This window comes from Chryseobacterium sp. G0162 (assembly GCF_003815715.1).
GTDB lineage: Bacteria > Bacteroidota > Bacteroidia > Flavobacteriales > Weeksellaceae > Chryseobacterium.
In genome coordinates this window covers 4507545-4525786 of sequence record NZ_CP033922.1, presented here as the reverse complement: position 1 = coordinate 4525786, position 18242 = coordinate 4507545, and the positions used below count along the sequence as shown (strand labels likewise).

Genomic DNA, 18242 nt, shown 5'->3' with positions numbered 1-18242 from the left:
ATTTCGAAGTTATGCTCTTGAAAATATTATAAAGGATGGCAGAGGCGTTTCACTCAGGATAGGGCAACGTTAATTTACTTCAGGCTTTCTAAATAACTTTTTAAAATAAGGGGATGACAATGTTCTTCGTCTTTTGCGGCATATACCAATGTGATCTTTTCCTGGCCTTTATGCTGTTCCAGAAACTCCTTTCCAGGCTTATTTTCATGGAGCTCTTTCAGATATTTTTCTGAAAATTCTTTCCATCGTTCAGGATCATGATGAAACCATTTTCTCAATTCGGAAGAAGGCGCAAGATCTTTGTTCCATTCATCAATATCTGCTTCTTCTTTAGTCAGTCCACGAGGCCATAAACGGTCTACAAGAACCCGATAGCCATCATGAGGAGAAGGAGTTTCATATACTCTTTTTAATGCAATTTCAGACATGGTGTAAAAGTTAATTAAACGTCATAAAATTAGTATTACAACAGCAAAATCTATTCCTCATTATTGAAATTCATTACTTTAAATTTCAATTCATTCGGCATTAATATTTTCTAATCTGAACGGTAGAAACTCCGTTCAATTTCACTTTCCTGCCTACTTTTTTCAGTAATCCTGTTTCTGAATTCCGCTTAAAGACAACGGCAGTTCCGCTTACCGGATGAGCTACAATTAAAAACTTTCCAGTGCTGTCAATCGTAAAGGTTCTTGGATGATTTCCTTTTGTAGATTGATACCCTACCGTTTTCAATGTCCCGTCATTCAAAATTGAAAATATGGCTATGTTATTTTCCTTTCCTCGGTTTGAAGCATACAGATAGCGTCCATCCGGAGAAATATGAATATCTGAACTTTCAAAGTCATTTTTAAACTGATCGGAATGGGTATTGATTCTCTGAATAGGTTCCAGTTTTCCGTTATCATACTGGTAAACACTTATGGCACCACCCATTTCTTCAATACAATAGCCAAATTTTCCATTGGGATGAAAAGTAAAATGCCTTGGTCCACTCCCTAAAGGGGTTGACGTGAAAGATTTTTCAGCTTCTGTCAATGGTTCTTTTTTATCGGCTTCAAATTTATAGGTTCTGATTTTATCGGCTCCCAGATCTGGTAAAAATACATACTTAAAATCAGGAGAAAAAACTGTTGAATGAATATGAGCCCGATCCTGTCTGTCCGGATTTACACTTCCTTCTGAAAATTGAAAATTCTGAACTTTCGGTTGTATCCATCCATTTTCTGAAATGGGATAAACAGAAGCACTTCCTTCGGTATAATTTCCATTAATCAACCATTTTCCGCTCTTATGAACTGTAAGATAAACGGGATTTTCTCCACCACTCTTCTGGCTATTGATAAAAATAAGAGATTTTTTCTCTGGATTAAACTCAAAACTGCTCACACTTCCTGCATTTTTCGTTTTACTCTCCGTACAGGCAAAAACATATTTCCCATCTGTAGACAATGTCAGAAATGATGGATTTAAGACCCCTTTAACGGATGTTACTTTTGATAGTTTTCCTTTGAGGGTATCTAATTCATATACGTAAATTCCTTCGGTTTCTTTATCATGATTAAATGACCCAAAAAATACATAGGTATTTTGTGCACATAATTTTAAGCCTGCTAAAATGACAAGCATTGTACTTAATGTTTTCTTCAACTTTTTTATTAGTTTTTTGAATGTTTTAGAAATGCAGTAGAGACCTATAAATTTAAATATTTTCTTCCAGTTGAAATATTTAAATCCTAAAAATAATTTTCAAATGACCGTACAGTAACCTATTTCGCGACTTCATTACCTACAACATGTCATCATAAATCCATTATATTTAATCTTCTCATACTTTTTTATCAATAAAATACTTTATCTTTACTCATTAATTCCAATAACGGATTATGTGTTATTCTGATTATGGGAATGATCTATTAACAAGGCTTTATTATTGGTATAATTAAGCCTAATTTTTACTAAAATTTAAATTATAATGAATTATAAGCTCGAGCTCAATACTCAGGAGCCTAACTCTAAAATTGTTTTTCACAACATCATATTTGATACATTCAAAATCAATATTGTTGAAAGATATATCGGGGCAATGAATTTCCGTCCGAAATTATCTAACGTTTTATTTAAAGTAAGAACCTTAGATAATCAACTCATTAACAGGAAAGATGGCAATATAAGAGTGAAAATTAAAGATGACAATTTTGAGACTTATCAGAAATTAACACAGGCATTAAATTCTTACGAATATAAAAACAAGCTGATTAACAGACAGGAAACGGATCAGAATTATGTACATTTTATATTGAGCCTGGTGATTACAAACTATAATCTTAATTAATAATTTTTGCAATTGATTTTTCATTGACTCTCTATCTTTTTGAGTCAATCTTATCAATTTATATTCTTCATGGAACTGTTTACGAACGTTTCCAATGATGACATCACTGTAGAATTCACAGAATTTTACCACTTAGATCATTTTGAGACTATGATACAATAAGCCTGGAAGCTTTTAAAAACTTCCAGGCCCTATTTATGCTCGATAATTCTTCCTGAGACTTTTCAAAAAATGAGAACAAGTCCTGGTTCTCTAATTCCATTTTGGGTTTGATTCCCTCCTTCTCCTATCTCTTTTTTCTCCTTCAACTTAGTTTCTTAAAAAGCAAACGAAATTCACAATATAACTTATTGATAACTCCAATTGCCCAATAACTTATTTTGTTTTAAATTTGCACCCGATTCTCATGTTTAATTTGAGTTTTCATGGTTATTAGTTTTTATCCTCGAAGTCATTCGAGGATTTTTTTATGCATATACCTTTCATTCTTGTAAGTATCAGAGATATGGAAGGATTATTTCAAAAAATAATCTTTAAGAATATGATTATGTCCACTTTGAGGAATATCATTTCTCTCCTATTCTATTAACAAATTCAGTACTTATAATTTCCTTTTCGGATCATCGCTGTTCTTTCCGGCGATCTTTTTAGGACAGTTTGGAAAATCAGGCTTTGGCTTTGTAGGTTGGGAATGTCCTTGAAAGAATTTTATTGTATTGGAGCAACAGACGGTGAGCAGCGACGAAACAATATTATACTTAAATTAACAAATATCAATTTCACTTGACAAAAACACAAGAAAACGGAATTAATTTAGAGAATTTCACACTCGAAATAACCCCATATTTGGTTTAATTCACTTAATAATGATGTCAAAACGAGAACCTATAAAATTAAAACGCATAATTTCACATCAACTACATCCCTTTATTGAAAGGCAACACAGCTCAATGTAGTACCTGTGTAGACATCCTAAAATTTTAATTTACAAAAGAAAATTTGAGAGAATCTTGTTTTTTATCATAGTTTTAATTCACACAAAATGGATTATTTATTTCTTCTACTTGTAAAAAAACAAACCAACATAAAAATATCAGTATTATGGAATTACACAAGAAGATCTTATTAGGATCATTTATTTCAATGGCTATAGTATCATGTAATACTACAAATGACAACATAGAAGAAAAAAAACCACAAGAACCAGGAATCTCCATGCTGCAAGCTATATCCCCGGCAGATATCCCCGCAGGTTTCGAAAACACACATATGTGTAAAGATGTTTATCTTCCCGGACAGGAATATTCTCCAGGAGCAGCTTCAAAAGGAGCAGTTGTTACCAGTAAAAAATGGCCGAATGGCAGTGTGATCACTGTAAGTCTTAATGGCGGAACCACTAAAGTTCGTAATAAAGTAATGCAATATGCTAATGAATGGTCCCAATATGCCAACATCAAATTCAATTTTATTACCAGTGGAACAGCACAGATCCGCGTTACTTTTACCGCTAATGCAGGGTCTTATTCATATATAGGAAAAGATGCTCTTAGTATAGCTTCCAATAAAGAAACAATGAACTTCGGTTGGTTTAATGACTCAACAAGTGATGCAGAGTTTAGCAGAACAACCATTCATGAATTCGGTCATGCTCTGGGAATGATTCATGAGCATCAGCACCCTTTAGCTGCTATTCCATGGGATAAGCCAAAAGTATATGCCTATTATGCAGGGGCTCCAAACTACTGGACTCAAGCTCAGGTGGATAATAACCTTTTTGCAAAATATTCAACGTCACAAACACAATATAGTGCTTACGATAAACTATCAATTATGCACTATAGCATCAGCTCAACACTGACCACAAATGGATTCTCTGTTGGTAACAATACTGTTTTATCTCCTACAGATAAGCAATTTATCGCAACCGTTTATCCAAAATAAGAAATCTACTTATCTCATATATGAGTCTGCCTTGAGTAATTTCAGGGTAGACTTTATTTGTTTATATAGGTATAAAAGAACAACCTATAGCACAGCGGAAAATACATTTTCCATTTATTTTCTATTAAAAAACTGTGACAGATTTACTATATTATATATTTGTACTCATTATGGATACAAACGAATTACGACTGGGAAATTTTATAATGGATAAAAAAGATGAAAATATTGAATATGTATATCAGCTTTACAACCTAGGAGATCTGATATATATTAACGATATAGATCCAGACTGCTATGTACCTATTCCAATAACTAAAAGATGGATTAATCATTTAGGGTTTAAACCAATATCGGAAAGTGAAGACACACTCCATACTTTTGAGCGAGAAGGGTTTCAATTATGGAATAAAAACGGTGATTTTTCAGTGATCGCTTGTGTAAATAACGGGATTTCTTTTGAAGTAAAATATGTACATCAAATACAAAACCTTTTCTTCGCACTTAAAGGAAAAGAACTATAATAATATTCCATTTATAGTACGAGAGCTCTCATCTCATCATGATAATAGCCATATTTTATAAAACTATATCTATTTCTAATTATCTAAGGATTATTTTGCAATACCGCAGTTGGTATGACTAACTGAATTAGTTTCGTAGAAATGTATACTCATCATACACCGTATTGATAAGCTGGTCAGCATGGATGTTTCGTGAAAAAATGGGATAATGAAACCGATCTAGCTTATTAAGAATACGTATAAGATCCATCTTTTCTTTGTGGTTAAGATTTCCTGCAACAATGTTAGTAGCCTGACGAATTTTCTCCATTTGTTTTTCTAAAATAATCAGTCCTCTTTCAGAAATACGGATTAATTTACTGCGTTTGTCCAAATCAGAATCTGTCTGTTCAATAAGCCCCTGACGTAACAATCTTGCAATAATAAGCATCCCTACCGGTTTATCCTGAATATTTTTCTTGATCAGAGCCATCTTGGACATCTCTCCAAAAGCCTTCAGATTAATTAAATAAATGAAATCTTCCTGAGTAGAAAATTCAGAATCTGATATGGCAGACTTTGAGTAAGTTTTCGCATATCGGTTAAGATGGACAAGCAATGTACTTATGGCACTTTCCGGTGTTCTTCCATTCTCCTTCCCTTCCCAATAAGGCTCTTCAGAATGATCTTCTTTCCCGGCATTCTCCTTATCAGAAATCCATGCTTTAACCCCTTGAATAGTTTCCGGATACAAACCGGGACAGACACGAATTTCTGTTTCAAATTCCTGAAGTAAGTCGATAAAATCTTTAATAAGCCTGTAATCCATTTTCTTTAAAATAGTTTACAAATATACCTAATTCTAGATTATAATTATTTACAGTATTTAGAGCAGCTATACACGTAGAATTTTGCCCTTTTTTTCAGTTCACTTAAAATGACATACAGAAATGACATACAACCTGGCTTTATTGAACAAAAGAGTATAAGTTTTGCAGTAATTTAAAGAACATAATTTCCCTATTTAGGATCCCTAAAATGTTATCTACGGCATAAAACTTGTTTAAAAATAATTAAGTAAAATAGTTGTCATGGACCGAATAGAAACCGAACCATTACATTTAAACAGCGATAAAAAAATAATTGATGAATACTTCAATTTAATTATTAAAAAGGAGTTGAATATAGATGTTAATGTCAACAATGAATATGTGGTTGTACAAAATATTGTCTCAAAAAAATTAATTTTAGCTAAAACTTTTTCGGATAGTGTTTTGGAAAATCCATCGCTTTACCTGTTATTAGCTTCTTTAATTCAGGATATCAACACTTGTTCTTTAACGAAAAGCCAGCTTACTGCAGCCATAGAGGACATAAAAAATCTCTCAAAACATTGAGAGATTTCATGGATTAATCATTGATATTTTTTATACCTTTTCTTTAATATGTTTTGCAACCATTTCTTCAAGATCATCAAGGTTAAAAGGCTTTGAAACATAATCATCCGCTTGTGCTTCCGATGCTAAAGCAACAATATCATTATTGGCCGTAACATAAATTACAGGAATATGCTTAAATGCTTCGGTGCTTTTGAGAAGTTTTGTGGCTTCCACACCTCCGATTTTTGGAATCCAGTTATCCATCAGAATAACATCCGGCTGATAGTCTGTCACTTTCTCAAGGATATCGTGTGATGTTTCTGATATTTTAACCTCATATCCGTTTTCTTCAAATATGATGGTGATTACTTCTAAAATAGCAGTATCATCATCAAAAATTAAAATCTTCTTTTTACTCATATTATTTAGATTATTTTATTCTGAATATTTATAATTGATTTATCCAACTCGCTAAACTTCTAGGCGTGATAATTAAATCATAATCAATTTCTTCTATGGCATGTTTTGGCATATAATCCACTTCTGCTGTTTCCGGATCCTGAATCCAAACCTTTCCATTGTACTTTTTAACATACTTCAATCCTTCTACTCCATCAGCATTGGCTCCGGACAAAAGGATACCAATCATATTTTCTCTGTAAATTTCTGCAGCCGACCTGAGCGTGACATCTATAGAAGGACGGGAGTAATTCATTTTTTCAGAGCTGTCTAGTGACATATTTTTATTATTCTCAAACAGCAAATGATAATCAGCAGGAACAATATATATTGTATTATCATTAACTTCAGTTTTATCCTCAACTTCTATCACAGGTATTTTTGTAAACTGTTGCAGTAAAGTGCGTAAAACATCACCTGATTGAGCCTTACGGTGTATCACAAGCAGGATGGGAGCAGGGATCTTATTGTCCAGATTTTTGATCATCTCTATAATGACCTGTAAACTTCCTGCCGACCCTCCGATAACAATTAATTCTGTATTGGTTTGTGATTTCATTGCAGCAATTATTAATGGTGATCAATTTTTTTCCAGATTTTCTGGTCTTCTACCTGATGATAATTTTTGTCAATAGTAGAAAATCTAAGGGTTTCTTTTGCTCCAAGTGCTAGAAAACCTAAATTTTCCAAGCTGTTATCAAAAAGCCTGAATACCCTTTCCTGAAGTTCTCTATCAAAATAAATCAACACATTTCTGCAGACAATTAACTGAAAACTATTAAATGAACTATCTGACACCAGGTTGTGGGTTGATAAAATCAATTTTTCCTGTAAGCTTTTATCAAACCTTACACTATCATAATTGGCAGTATAATAATCAGAAAAATCTTTTATTCCGCCGGAAAGTATATAGTTTTCAGAGTACAGTTTCATCTGCTGCAAAGGAAAAACACCAGCTCTGGCTGTTTCAAGAACAGCAGGATTCAAATCGGTACCATAAATCAGAGATTTATTATAAAGACCTGCTTCTTTCAGCAGAATGGCTATAGAATACGCTTCTTCACCAGTTGAGCACCCCGCAATCCATATTCTGATTAAGGGATAGGTACCTAACTGAGGCAGTATTTTCTCTCGCAGTGTTTTAAAAAATGAAGGATCTCTGAACATTTCCGTAACATTCACGGTTACTTCTTCTACAAAACGTTTTAAGTACTCAGCATCATTCATAATCGTATACCTGAGCTCCGCAAAACTGGTAAACCTGTCTAAAAGGCATATACGGTTTACCCTTCTTTTAAATGAAGCCCTGCTATAACCGGAAAAGTCATAGCCATACATATCATAAACATCTCTGATGAGATATTCTATTTCTTCATCTTTTACGATACTTGGTTCCAGCATCTATGAAAGTTTTTCTATTGCCATTATTAAAAGATCCACATCAATTGGTTTCGATACATACTCATCAGCTCCTGCTTCCAAACATTTCTGTCGGTCTTCAGGCATTGCCTGTGCAGTGACAGCAATCACCGGAATATGTTTTATTTCCTGGGTATTTCTTATCATTCTTACAGCTTCATAGCCATCTATTCCCGGCATCATCATGTCCATAAGAACAACAGAAAACTGAGGGTGGGACTTCAGAATTTCCAGGGCTTCCTGGGCCATTGTACAGGATTCAACTGCATATCCACGGGCTTTAAGGGTTAGCTTCAATGCAAATATATTGCGTGGGTCATCATCCACAATTAAGATTTTCTTATCCATCAGAATTTTATCTGTTTAACTTTCATACAACCAAACACGAAGGAGTGATAATAACTGATCAATATCTACAGGCTTTGAGATATAGTCCGAAGCTCCTGCTGTAATACATTTTTCACGTTCTCCAATCATTGATTTGGCCGTAATAGCTATAATAGGCAGTCTTTTAAATGCCGGCATTTTTCGTATTTCCTTTATTGTTTCATAGCCATCCATTTCAGGCATCATCATATCCATCAAAATAACGTCTACATCAGGATTGTGGTCAATTTGCTCAAGAGCATGCTTTCCGTCCATGGCAACAATTACTTCAACCTTATATTTTTCCAGTGCTTTGGTTAAAGAAAAAATATTTCGAACATCATCATCAGTAATGAGTACTTTTTTACCACTCAGAACTTCTGTTAAGGAGCCCAACATCCTGCCTGTATTACTTTCAGCCGAACTGTTTTTTTCTTCCACCAAATGTAAGAATAAACCTACTTCATCCAAGATTCTCTGATAAGAATGTGCTGTTTTTACAACAATAGAATCTGCATATTGTTTTATTTTAAGCTCTTCTTCTTTGGATAAATGATGCTCAGTAAAAATAATGATCGGCAGATTTTCCAGCCCCTCATAACTTTTAATTGATTCAATGATATGATAATCATTTCCTTTGGCACTTTCAATGTCCAGAATAACACAATCAACAAGATCGGAAGTCAGTGCTTTTACGCTGTCTTCCACATTATTTTCAACCGATAAGGAAATATTAAAATTACTCAGAAAATAGGATAATGCGCTGGCATGTTTGGCATTTTCCTCAACAATTAAAACTTTTTGAGGCCCTTTTTGTAATGCCTCTTCAATTTTTCTGAATACATCAGTCATTTTATCCAGAGCTACAGGCTTATTGATAAAGTCAACAGCCCCTTTCATAAGGCTTTCTTTTTTCACATGCAGAGCAGACATCATATGTACAGGGATATGTCTTACATGAGGATCGGCTTTCAATTCGTCCATTACTTCCCATCCATCTTTTACCGGAAGTTGAACATCCAATAAAATCGCATGTGGGTGATACTTCTGAGCAGCTGAAAGACCATAATCTCCCCTTACAACCACCACGCCCTTATAATTCTGCAAATGGGCATATTTCAATAATGCTTTTGCAAAATTGGTATCATCTTCAATAATAAGAATAATCTTATCTCCTTCCTGAATATTCTCTCTGTCATCCTCCACATCTTCAGGAATTTCCAAGTTGTTCAACAGAACCAATTCCCCTTCATCAAGAATGTTTTGAATTTCTTCAACATCTTCACGGATGATTTCTACCAGATCCTGATCTGTTTCAGAGTGAACAATTTCAATTACCGGATGTACAGGAATAATGAAACTGAATTCACTTCCTTTATTCAGTTCACTTTTCAGAACAAGCTCACCTCCCAAAAGTCTTGCAATTTCACGGCTTATTGAAAGCCCCAGACCGGTACCTCCAAATTTTCTTTTTGTAGATCCATCAGCCTGCTGGAAAGCTTCAAAGATAATTTTTTGTTTCTCCTCGGCTATTCCTACACCAGTATCTTTTACTGAAAATATAATAAAATTATCTTTTTCAGAATGCTTTTTGATATGTAAATCAATGCTTCCTTTTGTTGTAAACTTTAAAGCATTAGACAACAGGTTTCTTAATACCTGATCAATTCTAAGACGATCACTTTCAATAGCTTTCTGTACGTTTGAATCTATCTGGATATGAAATGGAAGGTCTTTCTCCTGAAATACTGGACTGAAAAGACTTTTCAGATCTTTCACAATTTCTTCAACGACTACTTCCTGGTATTCAAGGGTCATTTTACCGGATTCTATTTTTGCCAGATCAAGAATTTCATCTATTAATGTTAATAAACTGGTTCCTGAACTTTGAATAACTTTAGCAGATTCCACCTGATCTTCATTAAGGTTTTCATCCGGATTTTCTGCCATTAAACGCGATAAAAGAAGGATTGAATTAAGAGGTGTACGCAATTCATGAGACATATTGGCTAAAAATTCAGACTTATATTTAGTGCTGAGTGCCAGCTCCTCTACCTTTTTCTGAATTTCATTATTACGCTCGGCTATTAAATGATTCTTTTCTTCCAGCAATCTTGAACGCTCTTCCAGTTCTGCGTTGGCTTGCATCAGCTCTTCCTGTTGTACCTTCAACTCTTCTTCTGAGGCTTGAAGTTTCTGGGTCTGTGCTTCCAATTCAGTATTAAGGTTTTCAAGTTCAGAATGCTGCACTTGTAATTCTTCAGACTGCGCCTGGGTTTCTTCCAGTAACTGCTGTTCTTTTTCTCTTCCTTTCGCGGCATTCAGGGCTATTCCTATATTGATGCAGCATTCTTCAAAATAGTTGATTCTGTCTTCATCAAAATTAGAAGTAGATCCTAACTCAATGACTCCTATCGCATGTCCATCTGCAAAAACCGGTATTAGAATTATACCGTAGATCTTAATGGTACTGCTGGCAAAGGTTACTACAAAGTCATCTTCATGAAGATTATTGTAGACCTGCGTTTTAGCATTCATGAAGGCCTGTCCTACCATTCCTTCACCCAGCTCAAAAGTTCTTTTCATATTGGCTTCCAGACCAAATGCTTTATTGAGCCTTAAAATGCCTTCATCAAAAAGGTACAATGAACCATTGATGCAGTTTCCATACTCAATTAATTGATATAAAGCTTTATTGGAAACTTCCTGTACCGATTTATTTCCGACAAGGGATTCATTGAGCAAAGCAAGGCCCTTCTGACGCCAGTCACTTTTATTAATTTTATCAAAAGATGTTTTAAGCGACTCCGTCATATGATTGAGTGATTCTACAAGATCTCCCAGATCATCTTCCGAATTATCCACTGCTTTCTCACTGTAATCACCGTTAGCTACTCTATTCGCTATTTTTTGAATGGCACTTACGCGGCGTGTCATTTCCTGATCTTTATCACGTAGCATTTTTTCCAGTTCATCTCTTCGGATAAGGTCTGCCCGCATTTTAAAATAGAAAAATGCAGTTACCACTACTGCTGCTATTGCAGAAAAAACGATAAAAATAACCGTTGTTTCTGATGAGCGCGTTAAATCTTTATTTTTGATTTCAACCTGGCTTTCTTCATACTGTATAAAATCCTTTACAATTTTACGGCATTCATCCATGTAAGCTTTACCCATGACGATCTGCTCCTGAGTCATTATAATGCCTCTTCGCCTATTTTCTACCAGATTTTTCAGATTATCCATCACCTGACTGACTGCAATTTTTAATCGTGCAAGCCTTTCCTGTTGATTTTTATCCTCTACTCCTAATGACTCGGCATGTACTAAAGATTCTGAATACTCCCGTACTCCGCGCTTGTAAGGCTCCAGAAAATCTTCCCTTCCGGTAAGCTGATAGCCTCTGTTTCCTGTTTCTGCATCCAGCAGGGCCACCAGAATATCTTTAACGGCTGTCACAGAACGTCTGCTTTTAGAAAGGCTCTCACGGTGATTCATTTGATTTTGGATACTCCAGTATGAAGCCACTGAGCTGGTGATTAAAATCAAAAGTGAAAGACCTATTCCAAATTGAAGATTTCGTATAATTTTTTTCGGCATGAAGTTTAATTTAATGGCAGGGTAAAATAAAATGTAGAGCCTTCATCTACGATACTGGAAACTCCAACGTTTCCATGATGTTGTTTGATGATTTCAGAGCATATAAACAATCCGATTCCCATTCCCTGGAATTGAAGTGAAGATTCTTCTACACGATAGAATTTTTTGAATACCGCATCCTGTTTAAAATCAGGAATTCCGATCCCAAAATCGGTAACATTAACTCTTACTTCCTGCGCTTCTTCATCTACAAAAGTGGTAACGATTACCTGATTATTATTAGGGGAATATTTGATAGCGTTCGTCAGGAAGTTAATGAGCACTTGCTCGATACGGATTTCATCCAAAGGAATTAAAATATCCGGTTTTATTCCGTGGCGCAAAATCTCTACTTTGCGGTCATCATGAGTCTGTTGTATGGTTTCAACCGCATTACTGATTACACTTTCCAGGTTTATCGGTTTTCTGTTAATTTTCAGTTTTCCATTTTCAATTTTCGAAACATCCAGAAGATCTGTAATGAGTGTATTTAGCTTATCAATCTGGCCCTGAACTTTTGTAACAAATCCTGCTTCGGGACTGTCTTTATCTAATTTAAGCTTTCTCTCCAATAACTGAACGTATGCTTTAATACTGGTTAAAGGAGTTTTTAATTCATGGCTTGCAATGCTTAAGAATTCATCTTTTTCCTTTTCTACTTTTTTCTGATCGTCAATATCAGTAAATGTTCCAACCCAGTTTTTAATACGATTTTCATCATGTACCGGGGTTATCCTCAGTAAATGATAACGGTAATTACCTGAAACGATATTTTTAATTCTGACCTCTAATTCCAGTGCTTTTCCTTTTTTTCTGCATCGTTCCAATTCTTCCTTGATATCATGATCATCGGGATGTGTTTCAGGGAAATTCGGTTCAGCATCAGAATACTGATACCATTTACCATTAACAAAATCAACCGTCCCATCTTCATTAAGGGTGAATGCAATCTGAGGAAGCGATTCCAGCATTAAATGGAAGTGATCAATTTGGGATTTCATGGTCACTTGGGATTCCCGTCTTCCTTTCACTTCCAGTTCCAGATTCTGCTGTGTTTTTTTCATAGCAATATTCTGTTCCTGAAGGTTATAGAACGTTTTTACTTTAAGCAAAAGAATTTCGGGGTCTAATGGTTTGGTTACATAGTCCTTTGCACCGGAAGCATAGCCTTGTGTTATAAATTTTTTATCAGTATTGACAGCGGATAAAAATATAATGGGCACATCTTTAGTTTTGCTGTAATCAGCAAGTGTTTCTGCAACTTCAAAGCCGTCCATATCAGGCATTTGAACATCCAAAATAATTAAAGCATAATCATTTTTCAGTGCCTTACCAAGAGCTTCTTCACCGGAACCGGCTGTTTCTACCTGGAACCCCTTAGATTCAAGTAATTTTTGAAGTGAGTAAAGATTATTCTGGTTGTCATCAACAATTAAAATCATAGAGGTTAAAATCAATAATTAGTTACGGATATTTAAACTTCAAAAATACTCACAATATTTGAAAAAACAGTAATCTTTAAAGGTTTATACATAAGGATTTCATACCACATTTTCTCAATAAAACATGAATGGCATAAGGATTGAAATTATTTATCGTATTTTAAAAATCTTTTCTAATTTCCAGAAAAATCATAAGTATGAAAAAAACAATAAGTTGTATGAATATCGATGAGAAAATGCTTTATTCATTCGGAGGTGAAAACATGACTTACAAGGCAAAAGAATTTATCTTTAAAGAAGGCGAACATTCGCAATATTATTTTCAGATTATCAGCGGGAAAGTAAAACTGAACACATTTACTGAAAATGGGAAAGAATTTATTCATAATATCTTAGGCAAAAATCAAAGTTTTGGAGATCCCCTCCTATTTATCGAAAAGCTTTATCCTACCAATGCCATAAGTTTACAGCCTACAGAAATTATAAGGACACCTAAAAATAATTTCATAGAAATGCTTAAGACTCACCCTAACCTTTCTCTTGAAATGAATATGTGTTTATCACAAAGGCTATATTATAATAGTTTAATGGTTAGCAATATGGCTTCATCGGATCCTATTCAAAGGCTTAAAGGATTATTGGAGTATCTTAAAAGCTATCATGATGGAGACTGCCAGCACTGTTTTCCTATAGAACTTACCCGCCAGCAAATTGCTGATCTTACCGGATTGAGGGTTGAAACCGTGATCAGAACTGTAAAAAAGATGGTAAATAGCGAAATGATAAAACTTGAAGGCCGCAGAATTTTATATTAAAGTTTTTAATAAACATAACGATCTCAAAGCAAAAGTAGAAATCCTGCTCTCTGTTTATTACCATTTCTTTTTTGAGAATTCAACACTCAAGCCAAAGAAAATAGATTACAAATAAACTATAATTAACAAAAAAAAATGACCGGAAATTTTATTCCGGTCATTTATTAAACTAACATTAATTGGTTTTTTTTCTCCATTCTGCCTTTACATCTTCAGCTGCATCTTTTGTACTTTCCCAGGCTTCATCAGCCTTATCTTTAATATCCTCCCATGCATCTGAAAAGTTTGATTTCACTCTCTCCAACCAGTCTTCCTGGGTTGCCTCCTGATCATCATTCCTTTTTTCATTAATATAATCTTTGGCTTTATCCGCTAAATCACTGATCTTCCATTTCGCATTGTCAGCTGCATTTTTTAAAGTGTTTTCCGTTTGATCGACTGCATTTTCTGCCTTGTTGTAATCTGAATTATTCATAATATTATATTTAGTAATTGGTATATAAATAAACAATGTTCGTGCCTAAAAAATAAACATTATGTTAAAGTATTCTTAAAAATAAAATTCTTTTTGATTTTAACTGATTGCTTATTTATCAAACAGACTTTTCTTATCCTGTACCTCAACAACTTACATCCTTTTGGGGAAAGTGGCTATTTTTTTTCAATATTTTCAGATAGCAAAAGAATCTCTTTATTTATTGCATCTGCATTTTCTTTTTTTGTAATGATAGTACTATGACTTGCGTTCATAATCATTTGTTTTCCATTAGAAGAGAGTTCTTTTAGTTCTTTTTGCATGTCAAACCATAATTGAACTTGTTTTTCAGGGTCAATTCCTGATTTTCTGTATTTTTCTTTTTGGGATTCTTTATACTGTTCTGTAGCAGTAAATACCAACACAGGTAATGAATCTAAATCCTTTGCTTTACCAGCACGCTTCAGTACATCATTAGTAAGTTCATTCTCTCTTAAAAACATACGATAAACACCACCAGAATTATAAGTTAGCGATTGTGAACGGCCATACAATTCTTTGGGTAGACCATCCCCTTGATACGGCGTTTTACCAATTGTTTTGTTATAAATACCCAAAATACCTAAATCTGCAAGTATAGATCCTATTTTTAATAATTTTGCCTGCCCTTTAGGAACCAATTCTTTTTGTGCTAAGCGATTCCATTGTTCAGGATGGCTTGAATCTATAAATACGATTCCTTTGACTTCATTTGGATAAAGATCCCTAAATATTCTGCTGTAAGGCCCTCCCATAGAATGACCAACCAGAATGTAAGGTGGTTTTTCGCCAATTTTCTCTAATAATTTGTGAAGCTGATGTGCATAGAACTCAGGAGATATTCGATCACTATTACTCGATTCACTAAACCATTTTCCATCTCTATCATACCGAATAACTCTCGTTTTGTTTTTCAAACCTTCTGCTACCCAATGCAGCATATCTGTATTGCTATGTGCTCCAGCTTCAATAATAATGGTAGGCAACGATTTCTTCTCACCTTCTACTCTCACATGAATGTTGGTTCCATTAACATTAACTAATTTACCTGGTGGAATTGGTTTTGAACTAAATAATCGGTAACATATCCCTGAAAACAATAATAATATTAGAATTCCTAATACAAGTTTACCAATAAACTTCAATATTTTCAGCGTTAATTTCATAGTTATTTTTAAATTTCATATTGACAATGGCGGAAATGCCGAGGCAGAATCTTTCAACTAAAATAAGCCTAAGGAATCTTTAGAATGGGCATCGTTATTAATTTTCCGGCAAATATAACAAAAAAGCCCTCTCAAAGAGAAGGCTTAATCTTGATTATTTAAACAGATAAACTGTAAAAGATGTCAATTATACTATCTTGGTAACAGGAACACACCCGCAAACACAATCCCAAATATCCATATCCGGATTACATTCATAAATAGAATCACATCTGTAGATATATCCTACTCTGCAATAAGTTGGACCAGCCCCTTTGATTGATTTCATACTGTCTCTTGTAATTTTCTTTAAATTTTTCATAGTTATTTATTAGTTTGTTAGTTTTTTAGAACATATCGTTCTTATTTCCAAATATAATTAAATAATATTAGCTACAAAATACTACGAAGATTTTAATTCTTCAAAAATATAAGAACATTATTATGCAGGCATTCTGAGGATACAAACAGAGCCCTAAAAAGGAGTTTTGCGACCGTAAAGGAGCAAATGTAGAACCTGATTGTTTATTAAAATGCAGCATTTGAATGTTTAATTAAGCTAATAAGATATCCCCTTTTATCTACGAAAATAATGAAATATTAGACTTGCTCAGGGAATAGGCATCAATTATTGCAGCTTTCCATGTTTCTATAATCTCTGCTGTTGCACGGTCGGCACGGTCAAAGAAGAAATGCTGCTTGATGTCGAAGCCGCAATACGAATATATACCTTTATCTGAGGTTAGTTTTAAGGCATTATCCATTCCTATTTGCTGATATTCCGCCTTTGATTTTCCATGCGAATTGATAATGTAAGCTGCCTTGCCAGTCAATAATCCTTTTTGTACACCATTATCATACCGATAGGCAAATCCATAGCTAAATACCCGGTCAATATAACCTTTCATAATGCCCGGCATTCCCGTCCACCATATCGGATAAATAAACGTTACAATTTCCGCCCAGGCTATGTATTCCTGCTCAATTCTTACTGCTTCGTTAACGATGCCTCTGCGTTGCCCGTTAATATCTTCAAGGGATAATACCGGATCAAAATTAAGCTGGTATAAATCCCTGACTACAACCTCATGTTTTTGTTGTAATAGCGTTTCTTCAACCGTTTGTTTAAATAGATGATTTAAACTTGCCACATTAGGATGGGCATAAATAATAAGATGTTTCATTCTTTTTGCTTTTAAGTAATTGAACAAAACAAAAGTAGGATGCTAACAAAAGGGAAAATTGTAAGAAAACGAAAAGGCTATTCAGCTGAAACTTGGCAAATATCTTGTTGGAACCTAACAAAATGTTTAGGAGAAAGATTGATGAAATGCTTAAAGTCGTGGATAAGCTGGCTTTGGTCATAATATCCGCATTCATCTACAATTTCAAACCAGTCCACATTTTTCGATGACAAAAGAACCTGTTGTATTTTCCCGATTGCTTTTATAAAACGTTTGTACCGGCTGACTTCTTTAGCACTATACCCAAAATGTTTTTTGTGCATCAACTGTATATTCCTTTCCGTCTGTCCGGTTTCTTCTGCAATAGATTGGATTGGATTTAAGGTATCATCTTTAAAATTAGCCAGCAAAGCGGAAGTAGAGTCCTGCAATTTTAAATAGGGTCTGCAAAAATCAAGAATAAAATCTACTTTATCTGAAATGCCTGTGATGCCATTTAAGTGATGCCACAAACAGGTAAAACAATTTTCTTCCATCGCTTCATCAGGATGTGTTGGTAGATGGTCAGAAAGAAATGCTTTACCAAAAAAGCGATAAAAAGCATCATCTTTAAAATTAGCAACTAAAATTTGAGCTCCGGGAGTAAGGGTATATTCAAAGGCAGACTTTATGGGACCAAGTACGATACACTTATCTATTTCAATTTCGTTTTGTACACTGGAAATCAGCCGGGCTTTAGTACCGAAATTGAAGACCATAATAGTCTGAAAGGATGGCAACAGGGTTTTCGTTACCGGGTCCTTTGAATTGTTCTCTGCAAAATAGAAATGAGAAAATACTGTCTCAAATTCTTTTGGAACAGGCAGTCTATAATTGTGATAGGTTTGATCGTCAGATTTCATTATTTATAGCTCATTAATTTGGAAAAAATAGATCAAACTAGATTAGGGGTTCATTTATTGTTCTTTCTGTACTGTTTTCCTCAGTTGTTACGAGCTTCCAGTTCGCGATAATTAACCAAATTTATAAAATTACATCTAT

General features: G+C 34.4%; 19 protein-coding genes. 5 read left to right on the top strand and 14 right to left on the bottom strand.

Going from position 1 to position 18242, the window contains the following annotated elements; genetic code table 11:
• Positions 1 to 74: 74 nt before the first annotated feature.
• Both EG344_RS20220 and EG344_RS20215 read right to left on the bottom strand, forming a co-directional pair.
• Positions 75 to 428 carry a DUF488 domain-containing protein gene (locus EG344_RS20220; RefSeq protein ID WP_123911137.1) on the bottom strand — a complete coding sequence of 118 codons (354 nt, stop codon included), beginning with the start codon at positions 426 to 428 and terminating at the stop codon, positions 75 to 77.
• A gap of 100 nt (positions 429 to 528) precedes the next feature.
• Positions 529 to 1629, bottom strand: a complete 1101-nt coding sequence (locus EG344_RS20215; protein WP_123911861.1) for a lactonase family protein — start codon at positions 1627 to 1629, stop codon at positions 529 to 531.
• Between the two features lie 346 nt (positions 1630 to 1975).
• Between EG344_RS20215 and EG344_RS20210 the strand changes: the two genes are divergently transcribed.
• The 3 genes from EG344_RS20210 to EG344_RS20200 all read left to right on the top strand — a co-directional run bounded on the left by EG344_RS20210 (position 1976) and on the right by EG344_RS20200 (position 4800).
• Positions 1976 to 2335: a prevent-host-death protein gene (locus EG344_RS20210; RefSeq protein WP_123856238.1), complete on the top strand. Its 360-nt coding sequence runs from the start codon at positions 1976 to 1978 to the stop codon at positions 2333 to 2335.
• Positions 2336 to 3436: 1101 nt separating this feature from the next.
• The gene (locus tag EG344_RS20205; protein WP_123911136.1) at positions 3437 to 4276 is read left to right on the top strand and encodes a M12 family metallopeptidase; all 840 of its coding nucleotides are present in this window, start codon (positions 3437 to 3439) and stop codon (positions 4274 to 4276) included.
• 170 nt (positions 4277 to 4446) lie between these two features.
• Positions 4447 to 4800, top strand: coding sequence for a hypothetical protein (locus EG344_RS20200; RefSeq protein ID WP_123911135.1), 354 nt, complete (start codon positions 4447 to 4449; stop codon positions 4798 to 4800).
• Between the two features lie 127 nt (positions 4801 to 4927).
• On the opposite strand, the gene EG344_RS20195 is transcribed toward EG344_RS20200, so the two are convergent.
• A complete protein-coding gene (locus tag EG344_RS20195) occupies positions 4928 to 5608 on the bottom strand; it encodes a MarR family winged helix-turn-helix transcriptional regulator (RefSeq protein WP_123911134.1) in 681 nt (226 codons plus the stop codon).
• Positions 5609 to 5870: 262 nt separating this feature from the next.
• Here EG344_RS20195 and EG344_RS20190 point away from each other — a divergent pair, with 262 nt between their 5' ends.
• Positions 5871 to 6176 (top strand): hypothetical protein, encoded by a 306-nt coding sequence (locus EG344_RS20190; protein WP_123911133.1) that lies wholly within the window; start codon positions 5871 to 5873, stop codon positions 6174 to 6176.
• 30 nt (positions 6177 to 6206) lie between these two features.
• Here EG344_RS20190 and EG344_RS20185 read toward each other — a convergent pair whose 3' ends face one another.
• The 6 genes from EG344_RS20185 to EG344_RS20160 are packed head-to-tail and all read right to left on the bottom strand — an operon-like array spanning position 6207 to position 13483.
• A complete protein-coding gene (locus EG344_RS20185; RefSeq protein WP_123911132.1) occupies positions 6207 to 6578 on the bottom strand; it encodes a response regulator in 372 nt (123 codons plus the stop codon).
• A gap of 28 nt (positions 6579 to 6606) precedes the next feature.
• Positions 6607 to 7176, bottom strand: a complete 570-nt coding sequence (locus EG344_RS20180) for a chemotaxis protein CheB (protein ID WP_123911131.1) — start codon at positions 7174 to 7176, stop codon at positions 6607 to 6609.
• 11 nt (positions 7177 to 7187) lie between these two features.
• The gene (locus EG344_RS20175; protein WP_123911130.1) at positions 7188 to 8018 is read right to left on the bottom strand and encodes a CheR family methyltransferase; all 831 of its coding nucleotides are present in this window, start codon (positions 8016 to 8018) and stop codon (positions 7188 to 7190) included.
• Complete coding sequence (locus EG344_RS20170; RefSeq protein ID WP_185145571.1) at positions 8019 to 8384, bottom strand: response regulator; 366 nt, start codon at positions 8382 to 8384, stop codon at positions 8019 to 8021.
• A 15-nt stretch (positions 8385 to 8399) separates the two neighbouring features.
• The gene (locus tag EG344_RS20165; protein ID WP_123911128.1) at positions 8400 to 12002 is read right to left on the bottom strand and encodes a response regulator; all 3603 of its coding nucleotides are present in this window, start codon (positions 12000 to 12002) and stop codon (positions 8400 to 8402) included.
• Positions 12003 to 12007: 5 nt separating this feature from the next.
• A complete protein-coding gene (locus EG344_RS20160) occupies positions 12008 to 13483 on the bottom strand; it encodes a response regulator (protein ID WP_123911127.1) in 1476 nt (491 codons plus the stop codon).
• Between the two features lie 197 nt (positions 13484 to 13680).
• Between EG344_RS20160 and EG344_RS20155 the strand changes: the two genes are divergently transcribed.
• A complete protein-coding gene (locus EG344_RS20155) occupies positions 13681 to 14298 on the top strand; it encodes a Crp/Fnr family transcriptional regulator (protein WP_228412788.1) in 618 nt (205 codons plus the stop codon).
• Positions 14299 to 14473: 175 nt separating this feature from the next.
• Here EG344_RS20155 and EG344_RS20150 read toward each other — a convergent pair whose 3' ends face one another.
• The 5 genes from EG344_RS20150 to EG344_RS20135 all read right to left on the bottom strand — a co-directional run bounded on the left by EG344_RS20150 (position 14474) and on the right by EG344_RS20135 (position 18103).
• The gene (locus EG344_RS20150) at positions 14474 to 14773 is read right to left on the bottom strand and encodes a hypothetical protein (protein WP_123911126.1); all 300 of its coding nucleotides are present in this window, start codon (positions 14771 to 14773) and stop codon (positions 14474 to 14476) included.
• 176 nt (positions 14774 to 14949) lie between these two features.
• Positions 14950 to 15978, bottom strand: coding sequence for an alpha/beta fold hydrolase (locus tag EG344_RS20145; RefSeq protein ID WP_123911125.1), 1029 nt, complete (start codon positions 15976 to 15978; stop codon positions 14950 to 14952).
• A 187-nt stretch (positions 15979 to 16165) separates the two neighbouring features.
• Positions 16166 to 16339, bottom strand: coding sequence for a bacteriocin-like protein (locus EG344_RS24075; RefSeq protein ID WP_164464479.1), 174 nt, complete (start codon positions 16337 to 16339; stop codon positions 16166 to 16168).
• Between the two features lie 259 nt (positions 16340 to 16598).
• Positions 16599 to 17201: an NAD(P)H-dependent oxidoreductase gene (locus tag EG344_RS20140; protein ID WP_123911124.1), complete on the bottom strand. Its 603-nt coding sequence runs from the start codon at positions 17199 to 17201 to the stop codon at positions 16599 to 16601.
• A gap of 77 nt (positions 17202 to 17278) precedes the next feature.
• On the bottom strand, positions 17279 to 18103 hold the full coding sequence (locus tag EG344_RS20135; RefSeq protein ID WP_123911123.1) for a helix-turn-helix domain-containing protein: 825 nt from the start codon (positions 18101 to 18103) through the stop codon (positions 17279 to 17281).
• Positions 18104 to 18242: the final 139 nt, after the last annotated feature.

What these genes read in the sequence shown, in the direction of transcription:
- EG344_RS20175 (WP_123911130.1), bottom strand. Translation starts at nt 8,018, where the DNA reads ATGCTGGAACCAAGTATCGTAAAAGATGAAGAAATAGAATATCTCATC.
- EG344_RS20205 (WP_123911136.1), top strand. Translation starts at nt 3,437, where the DNA reads ATGGAATTACACAAGAAGATCTTATTAGGATCATTTATTTCAATGGCT.
- EG344_RS20165 (WP_123911128.1), bottom strand. Translation starts at nt 12,002, where the DNA reads ATGCCGAAAAAAATTATACGAAATCTTCAATTTGGAATAGGTCTTTCA.
- EG344_RS20150 (WP_123911126.1), bottom strand. Translation starts at nt 14,773, where the DNA reads ATGAATAATTCAGATTACAACAAGGCAGAAAATGCAGTCGATCAAACG.
- EG344_RS20155 (WP_228412788.1), top strand. Translation starts at nt 13,681, where the DNA reads ATGAAAAAAACAATAAGTTGTATGAATATCGATGAGAAAATGCTTTAT.
- EG344_RS20170 (WP_185145571.1), bottom strand. Translation starts at nt 8,384, where the DNA reads ATGGATAAGAAAATCTTAATTGTGGATGATGACCCACGCAATATATTT.
- EG344_RS20220 (WP_123911137.1), bottom strand. Translation starts at nt 428, where the DNA reads ATGTCTGAAATTGCATTAAAAAGAGTATATGAAACTCCTTCTCCTCAT.
- EG344_RS20200 (WP_123911135.1), top strand. Translation starts at nt 4,447, where the DNA reads ATGGATACAAACGAATTACGACTGGGAAATTTTATAATGGATAAAAAA.
- EG344_RS20210 (WP_123856238.1), top strand. Translation starts at nt 1,976, where the DNA reads ATGAATTATAAGCTCGAGCTCAATACTCAGGAGCCTAACTCTAAAATT.
- EG344_RS20180 (WP_123911131.1), bottom strand. Translation starts at nt 7,176, where the DNA reads ATGAAATCACAAACCAATACAGAATTAATTGTTATCGGAGGGTCGGCA.
- EG344_RS24075 (WP_164464479.1), bottom strand. Translation starts at nt 16,339, where the DNA reads ATGAAAAATTTAAAGAAAATTACAAGAGACAGTATGAAATCAATCAAA.
- EG344_RS20215 (WP_123911861.1), bottom strand. Translation starts at nt 1,629, where the DNA reads ATGCTTGTCATTTTAGCAGGCTTAAAATTATGTGCACAAAATACCTAT.
- EG344_RS20185 (WP_123911132.1), bottom strand. Translation starts at nt 6,578, where the DNA reads ATGAGTAAAAAGAAGATTTTAATTTTTGATGATGATACTGCTATTTTA.
- EG344_RS20160 (WP_123911127.1), bottom strand. Translation starts at nt 13,483, where the DNA reads ATGATTTTAATTGTTGATGACAACCAGAATAATCTTTACTCACTTCAA.
- EG344_RS20135 (WP_123911123.1), bottom strand. Translation starts at nt 18,103, where the DNA reads ATGAAATCTGACGATCAAACCTATCACAATTATAGACTGCCTGTTCCA.
- EG344_RS20145 (WP_123911125.1), bottom strand. Translation starts at nt 15,978, where the DNA reads ATGAAATTAACGCTGAAAATATTGAAGTTTATTGGTAAACTTGTATTA.
- EG344_RS20140 (WP_123911124.1), bottom strand. Translation starts at nt 17,201, where the DNA reads ATGAAACATCTTATTATTTATGCCCATCCTAATGTGGCAAGTTTAAAT.
- EG344_RS20195 (WP_123911134.1), bottom strand. Translation starts at nt 5,608, where the DNA reads ATGGATTACAGGCTTATTAAAGATTTTATCGACTTACTTCAGGAATTT.
- EG344_RS20190 (WP_123911133.1), top strand. Translation starts at nt 5,871, where the DNA reads ATGGACCGAATAGAAACCGAACCATTACATTTAAACAGCGATAAAAAA.